Source organism: Paraburkholderia sp. Ac-20342 (genome assembly GCF_017104985.1).
Lineage (GTDB): Bacteria > Pseudomonadota > Gammaproteobacteria > Burkholderiales > Burkholderiaceae > Paraburkholderia.
In genome coordinates, this window is record NZ_JAAGPQ010000010.1 from 132,481 (window position 1) to 139,360 (window position 6,880).

Genomic DNA, 6,880 nt, shown 5'->3' on the forward strand with positions numbered 1-6,880 from the left:
ATGTTCTCCTCGTTCAATGACCGGCGACGCGCACGCGCGGCGCGGTCCGCCTGCGCATGAGCTCGACGCGCGCGAGGTGCGGCGCGCGCGCGTCGTGGCGCACGGTCGGCAGCACGGAGACTTTGCTCTTCGCCTGATAGCGGCGCCGCACGAGATACACGGGCCGCTCTTTCGACTCGTAGTAAATGCGGCCGATATATTCGCCGATCACGCCGATGCCGATCAGCTCGATGCCGCCCATGAACAGCATCAGCGAGATCGTCGAGGCATAGCCCGGCACCGGGTTGCCCGACCACAGCGTGTGGCCAATGATGTAGCCGCCGTAGAGGAACGCGAGCGTCGCGATCGACAGGCCGATATAAGTCCAGCTGCGCAGCGGCACGGTGCTGAAACTCGTGATGCCTTCGAGCGCGAAATTCCACAGCCGCCAGCCGGAGAACTTCGAATGTCCGGCGCTGCGCGGTTCGCGTTCGTATTCGACGATGACAGTCCGATAGCCGACCCACGCGAACAGGCCCTTCATGAAGCGGCGCCGCTCGGGAAGGTTGCGCAGCGCGTTGACGACCTGGCGGTCGATCAGGCGGAAATCGCCGACGTTCTCGGGCAGCTTCACTTCCGAGAGCGCGTTGTGCACGCGATAGTAGAGCGCGGCCGCCGTGCGTTTCGCGAACGTATCGCACAGGCGGTTGGTGCGCTTCGCGGCTACCACTTCGGCGCCCGCGCGCCAGTGCTCGACCATCACCGGAATCAGGCTCGGCGGGTCCTGCAGATCGGCGTCGATCGGAATCACCGCGTCGCCGAACGCTTCGTCGATGCCGGCGGTCAGCGCTGCTTCCTTGCCGAAGTTGCGCGTAAGGTCGATCACGCGAATGCGCCGGTCGCGGCTGTTTGCCGCGATCAGATGATCGAGCGTGGCGTCGCTGCTGCCGTCGTTGATGCAGACGATCTCGAAGCGCGTGCCCTCGATCGATTCGAGCACCGGCACGACCGCGGCGAAGAAGCGCTCGACGGCGGCCTGCTCGTTGTAGAACGGCACAACGAGCGAGATCAGTGGTTTGTTGGCGTGGGTTGACATGGCGTTTCCCCGTTTAGCGAATTGTTTTGAGCGCGGGTGCGTAGGCGAGGGCGGCGTTGTCATCGCCGCGGTCCCCCTCGATGCGCACGCGACGCACGATCATCAACAGCATCAGCAGCAGAACGATCGGTCCGAACTGCGGCATCCCGGCCGTGCGGTTGAAGAATTCATAGGCCGGCAGCAGCCAGGCGAGCGCGATCACGCTTTGCTCGCCGCGCAGCCATCCTCGGTCGAGACCAAGCGCGCTCAGGCAGACGATCGCGATACCGAGCCACGCCAGTTCGTAGTGCCACACGTACGGATTCGCGATCAGCGTGGCGACTGTGAAGCTGGCCGCGCGCAGGCGGATGTCGTGCGTGTTTCTCCATACCCGCCACGCGGCGGCCGCGGCGATCAGTGCAACACCGGCTTCCGCCGCATAGGCCACGGCAACCGGCACGCCGCTTTCGCGCAGTACCGCGAACGTGGTCGGCGACGCAAGCCAATAGCCTCTGCATTGTTCGAGCAGCGTCTCGCGCGCGAGTGCCGTGTTGACGAGAAAGAGCCGCACCGACTGCGTGCCGCAGACGAGCACGCTCAGCGCGCCGAACAGCGCCGCGCTGAACGCGGCGGCGGCCAGCGTGCGCCATGCGCGCGCGGCGATCAGCACGAGCGGAAACAGCACGGCCATTTGCGGCTTGATCGCCAGCAGGCCGATGCAGAGCCCCGCGCGCAGCGGATGACGGCGCATCAGGTAAAGCGCGAACGCGGCGAAGCTCGCGGTGAGCAGCGAGTTCTGGCCGAATGCGGCCGGCACGAACACGCATGGCAGCGCCGCGACGACGAACCATGCGAAGCGCGAGCCTCTGAAGCTGTCGGCGAGTCCGGAGACGCGCAGCGTGCCGGCCGTAAACACCGTCACCCCGAGGCCGACGAACACGAAGTACATGACGAGCGTCGGCAGCAACGCAAGCGGCGAGATGAGCACGAGGAACGTCGGCGGATAGAGCCACGGCATCAGGCTGCCGCGACCGATGTCCGGAAAGAGCGTCTGCTGGATGCGGTCGAACGAAGCATGGTCGTAGACCTGCGCCGCCGAGCCGTGCAGCAGTCCGTATGAAGCAGACCAGAAAATCGAAAAATCGAAACCCGGATGGGCGAATTCATGATCGGTGAAGCCGTGGCTCCAGAAGAACCACAACGACATGAGGACGACATACCCCACGACCATCGAGCCGCTGTAAAAGACGATGCGCTCGGGCGTGAGCCAATGACGCACCTGGTCTTCGGCGCCGCGCATGCGCAATTGCTGAGAAACGTACATGATCCCCGATCCCCGTGTGATCCGGATAAGGCCGCGAGGACCTTCCGGTCTTTCTGTTTGTTGATTCAGATTCCTAATCGTCAGCGTGCGACATCGAATGAAGAACGTGTCGTTTTGCACTGAACCGGTCAACTTATTGTTGGCGGAAATCGGTCCTACTTTCAAGCTCGCGTTTTCGAGCGTGGGCGCCGTGCGCTGCCAATGTCGGCAAAAAGTGGCCGAATCGGCCGCCTTAATGTGCGCTAGCCCACCAACGCGTCTCGTCGATGAGACGCTTCGGACAGACGCTCCCTTTGGCGAGGGCCGTTTTCGCGGTCAATTTCGTTTTTACCGAACCAGGGAAAGTCCCAGGAAAAAAATCCCGAGCTCCAATTGACGGGCCTCTACGCGGAAAGCGAAGTGTCCGGCGCGGTGCGAGAAATGTTGCGGAATCAGCACATTCAGGACGCGATTTCGGTGGCGTACGCGACGGCATCCGGCGCGGACCCGCATGTTTGCTGCATTCGTGCGTAGCTGGCCCCGTCCTTGCGATAGGTGTGGCACGAGTGCGGGCCTCGAGCCGACACCGAAAAATACACAGTACGGGGGAAGTATGAACAACCAGCTCACGCGACTGAGCGAGCGCCATCACGGCAGCACGGGCCATGCGCCGATGCTGCACCGGCGGCTCGCGGCCACGGCGCATCGGTTTGTCCGCTGGCTGCGCCTGCGCACCGGCGGCGCGCGCAGCGCGCTCCAATTCTCCCGTTCTTCCCGGTTCGTCTTGCCCGGTGTCTCGCTTGTGCGTGCCAGCGCGCAAATGACGAGGCATGGGCGGCGAAGCTAGCCTGCCGTTCGTTTTTTCCGCAGTGCCCGTAGTGCTTTCCCTCGCGCCAATTCCGGCCAGGGGCTTTTAATTAGACATCCAAAGGGAGTCAATCATGAAGAACGTTATCGCTCAAGCAGTCCGTTTTGTTCGTGACGAAGACGGCGTGACGGCCATCGAATATGGCCTGATTGCCGGCCTGATCGCACTCGGGATCATCGGCGGCGTCACGACGCTCGGTACGAACCTGAAAACGATTTTCGGCAATCTCGCTTCGTCGGTATAAGCCCGGTGCCGACGGACGAACGCTCCGATTCGTCCGTCGCCGCCGTGCGATTGCCCAGCACGGACCTGGGCTCCTCATTTCCAATCCTGCCGCATCGGCGGCACGGGTTGACTCACTGACTAACGATAGCGAGGCCATCATGACGCTGCCACCCTTGCCGCCGCATCCCGTGCCGCTCTGCGTGATCGCGCTGGTGATCGTGAGCGCCAGCACGGACATCACGGCGCGGCGGATTCCGAACCGCGTGATCGCGCTCGGCCTCGCCGCCGCGCTGGCCGTGCAGACCTGGCTTCACGGCCCGCTCGCCGGTCCGCTCGAATGGCTCGCCGGCGCCGCCTGCGGTTTCGCGCTGCTGCTGCCGTTCTATCTGCTGCGCGGCATGGCTGCCGGCGACGTCAAGCTGATGCTGACGATCGGTGCGTGGGTCGGCGCGGCGCTGACCTGGCGCATCGTGGTCGCGACGTTTCTGATCGGTGGCATCTGGTCACTGGCGTTCGCGTTGTACACAGGCCGCTTTGCGCGCCTGCTCGTCAATCTGCGGCAGCTAACGAGTGGCGGGTTTTTGGCGTCGCTGCGGCAGTCGAATCTGAATACGGCGGAATCCATCTCGGTCGGTGCGATTCCATACGGCGTCGCCATTGCGGCGGGAACCCTCGGGATGCTGTTCGCGGCCGCGGTCTAGCCAGGCGTCTCCATGAACCATGCAGGAGTGTTGCCATGAAAAACAGTCGTGCTTTAGTCATGCTGACGATCGCCGTGCTGGCGGGCCTCGCAGCCGTGAGTTTTGCGTCGCGATGGTTGTTGCAGACGTCCTCGGGCGCGGTGACGCCGGTGGCGGTCGCCTCGGGCGACATCAGTCTCGGCCAGCCGCTCAACCCGAACCTGATCCGCATGGTCAGCTGGCCCAGTGCGAGCGTGCCGCCCGGCGCGTTCGCCGACGGCAAGGCGCTCGACGGGCGCGTGCTGTTGACGAGTCTCGCGCCCGGCGAGCCGGTGCTCGAATCGAAGCTCGCGCCGCAGGGCACGAAAGGCGGCCTGTCGGCGGTCATCGGCGCGGGGCATCGGGCGATCACGGTGCGCGTGAACGACGTGGTCGGCGTGGCGGGCTTCGCCCTGCCGGGCAACTACGTTGACGTGATCGTCAATACGCAGGAAGCGGGCAAGGCCGACGCGCAGCAAAGCATTTCGAAGATCGTGCTCGAAAAGATCCTCGTATTGGCGGTCGCGCAGCAGGTGAGCCGCGACGACACCGCGCCGAAGGTGGTCAACGCGGTGACGCTCGAAGTCACGCCCGAGCAGGCCGAGAAGCTCGACCTTGCGCGCAGCGTCGGCACTTTGTCGCTGGTGCTGCGCAACCAGGTCGACAAGCAGACCGCGAGCACCGAAGGCGCGACCAAGCTCTCGCTGCTCGACATGCCGGCGTCGGCGCCGGCGCCCGAGCCGGTGCCGACGGTGCGTACGCACTATGTCGCGCGTCCGGCGCCGAAGCGCAACTGCATCGGCGTGCTGTCGGGCGTGACGGGCAGTGTCGAATGTTTCTAGGGCGGCTGCGGCGCGCCGGCTGACGAAGCGCCGCGACCTGAATAACAAAGGCAGTCAGGAACGTCTCGATCCACACACTTCGAGCGACGGGGGCAGCAACATGAAAACAGAACAACGCTTCTTATCCGGCAGCGGCCTGCGCTGTCGCGCGCTCGGCGGCACGATGCTCGCCGCGGCGCTGTGCACCGGCCTCGCGGCCATGCAGGATTGTGCCGCGCAGAACATGCCCGGCGGCCAGATGCCGGGCTGGGGCATGCAGAGCCCGCCTCTGCCGGTCGGCCGCGGAGCCGTGCCGATGCTCGTCAGCAATGCGGCGATTCCGAGCGCGATGGCGAGCGGCAAGGCGGTGGCTTCCGCGCAACTCACGGGGCCGAATTGCACCGGCGAGATTCGCGACGAGTCGAACGTATCGGTGCCCGTTGGCAAATCGGTTCTCGTGCCGCTCGCCGAACCGGCGCGCAATCGCACGCTCGGCAACCCGGTGGTGGCCGAGGCCACGCTCGTCTCGCCGCGCACGCTTTACGTGGTCGGCATGGCGGTGGGCACGACCAACATGATCGTGCAGGGACGCAGCGGCTCGTGCCAGATCATCGACGTGAGCGTCAGCGTCGATGCGGAAGGTTTGCAGCGCACGCTCTCGCAACTGTTGCCGAACGAGCACGGCATTCGCGTATCGAGCGCGGCCGGCAACCTCGTGCTCGCGGGCCGCGTGTCGAGCTCGCAGGCCGCGCAGCAGGCGATGGGCATCGCGAGCGCCTACGCGGGCGCCCAGCCCACGCAGCAACAGCAGGCCAGCACCGCGAGCTTCGGCAACGGCGGCTCGATCTCGCAGCAGAGCACGAGCGTCAGTAAGGGATCCGAAGTCATCAACATGATGACAGTCGATTCGCCGCAGCAGGTGATGCTCGAAGTGAAGGTCGCCGAAGTGTCGAAGACGCTGCTCAACCAGCTCGGCTCGGCGGTCAATATCCAGGGCGGTTTCGGTTCGTGGACCGGCGCGATCGTGAGCTCGCTGCTCGCGGGCGTCGGCAACGGCGTGCTGCTCAGCAAGGCGAACAACAAGCCGTTCAATCTGGCGCTCGACGCGCAGAAGAGCGACAGCCTCGGCAAGATTCTCGCCGAGCCGAACCTCGTCACGCTGAGCGGCCAGGAAGCCTCGTTCCTCGCGGGCGGACGCGTGTTCATTCCGGTGCCGCAAAGCAACGGCACGGGCGGCTCGACGATCACGCTGCAGGAAGAAGAGTTCGGCGTCGGCCTCAAGTTCACGCCGACCGTGCTCGCGGGCAGCCGCGTCAACCTGAAGGTCGCGCCGGAAGTGTCGGAGCTGTCGCCGACCGGCGTCACCGTAACGGCGACCGGCACCAGCGGCACGGCGATCCTGCCGCTCATCACGACACGCCGCGCGTCGACGACGGTGCAGATGAACGACGGCGAGAGCTTCGCGATCGGCGGCCTGATCCAGAACAACGTCACCGGCGCGCTGAAAGCGCTGCCCGGCATCGGCGAATTGCCGGTGCTCGGCACGCTGTTTCGCAGCACGTCGTTCCAGCAGGATCGCACCGAACTGGTCTTCATCATCACTGTGCATCTCGTGAAGCCGCTGCCGCCGGGAGACATTCCGCTGCCGACCGACAGCTTCGCGCAGACGTCCGACGCGATGGTCTACGCGACCGGCAACATGGAAGGCCGCCGGCCGGCAGCCCAGACCAAGGCTGCAACGACGCCGAACCCGAATGCACCGCAAGGGACGCCACCGGCAGCGCCGCAAGCCGAGCCGCAAGCGCAACCGGCGGCGCAAATGCAACCGGCGGCACCGGCCCCCGCTCCGGCGCAAGGGGCGACGACCGCACCGGCGGCCTTGCTGCCGCG

At 65.4% G+C, this 6,880-nt stretch carries 7 protein-coding genes; 5 read left to right on the forward strand and 2 right to left on the reverse strand.

The window, feature by feature from the left end:
• Positions 1 to 13: 13 nt before the first annotated feature.
• Positions 14 to 1,075, reverse strand: coding sequence for a glycosyltransferase family 2 protein (locus G3N58_RS06175; RefSeq protein WP_205998767.1), 1,062 nt, complete (start codon positions 1,073 to 1,075; stop codon positions 14 to 16).
• A 13-nt stretch (positions 1,076 to 1,088) separates the two neighbouring features.
• Positions 1,089 to 2,378, reverse strand: a complete 1,290-nt coding sequence (locus tag G3N58_RS06180) for a glycosyltransferase family 87 protein (RefSeq protein ID WP_241017009.1) — start codon at positions 2,376 to 2,378, stop codon at positions 1,089 to 1,091.
• A 592-nt stretch (positions 2,379 to 2,970) separates the two neighbouring features.
• Here G3N58_RS06180 and G3N58_RS06185 point away from each other — a divergent pair.
• The 5 genes from G3N58_RS06185 to G3N58_RS06205 form a co-directional block, all read left to right on the forward strand.
• Positions 2,971 to 3,204, forward strand: coding sequence for a hypothetical protein (locus tag G3N58_RS06185; protein WP_167283752.1), 234 nt, complete (start codon positions 2,971 to 2,973; stop codon positions 3,202 to 3,204).
• Between the two features lie 94 nt (positions 3,205 to 3,298).
• Positions 3,299 to 3,469 carry a Flp family type IVb pilin gene (locus G3N58_RS06190; protein WP_167283753.1) on the forward strand — a complete coding sequence of 57 codons (171 nt, stop codon included), beginning with the start codon at positions 3,299 to 3,301 and terminating at the stop codon, positions 3,467 to 3,469.
• A gap of 139 nt (positions 3,470 to 3,608) precedes the next feature.
• Entirely contained in the window at positions 3,609 to 4,151 is a 543-nt protein-coding gene (locus tag G3N58_RS06195) for a prepilin peptidase (protein WP_167042671.1), read from the forward strand.
• A 35-nt stretch (positions 4,152 to 4,186) separates the two neighbouring features.
• Entirely contained in the window at positions 4,187 to 5,011 is an 825-nt protein-coding gene (gene cpaB, locus G3N58_RS06200) for a Flp pilus assembly protein CpaB (protein WP_167042669.1), read from the forward strand.
• A 100-nt stretch (positions 5,012 to 5,111) separates the two neighbouring features.
• On the forward strand, positions 5,112 to 6,880 hold a 1,769-nt coding region (locus tag G3N58_RS06205; RefSeq protein WP_205998768.1), incomplete at its 3' end, for a type II and III secretion system protein family protein.

Bases quoted from the DNA above. Each gene is read 5' to 3' on its own strand.
- G3N58_RS06175 (WP_205998767.1), bottom strand. From the start codon at position 1,075: ATGTCAACCCACGCCAACAAACCACTGATCTCGCTCGTTGTGCCGTTC.
- G3N58_RS06180 (WP_241017009.1), bottom strand. From the start codon at position 2,378: ATGTACGTTTCTCAGCAATTGCGCATGCGCGGCGCCGAAGACCAGGTG.
- G3N58_RS06185 (WP_167283752.1), top strand. From the start codon at position 2,971: ATGAACAACCAGCTCACGCGACTGAGCGAGCGCCATCACGGCAGCACG.
- G3N58_RS06190 (WP_167283753.1), top strand. From the start codon at position 3,299: ATGAAGAACGTTATCGCTCAAGCAGTCCGTTTTGTTCGTGACGAAGAC.
- G3N58_RS06195 (WP_167042671.1), top strand. From the start codon at position 3,609: ATGACGCTGCCACCCTTGCCGCCGCATCCCGTGCCGCTCTGCGTGATC.
- cpaB (WP_167042669.1), top strand. From the start codon at position 4,187: ATGAAAAACAGTCGTGCTTTAGTCATGCTGACGATCGCCGTGCTGGCG.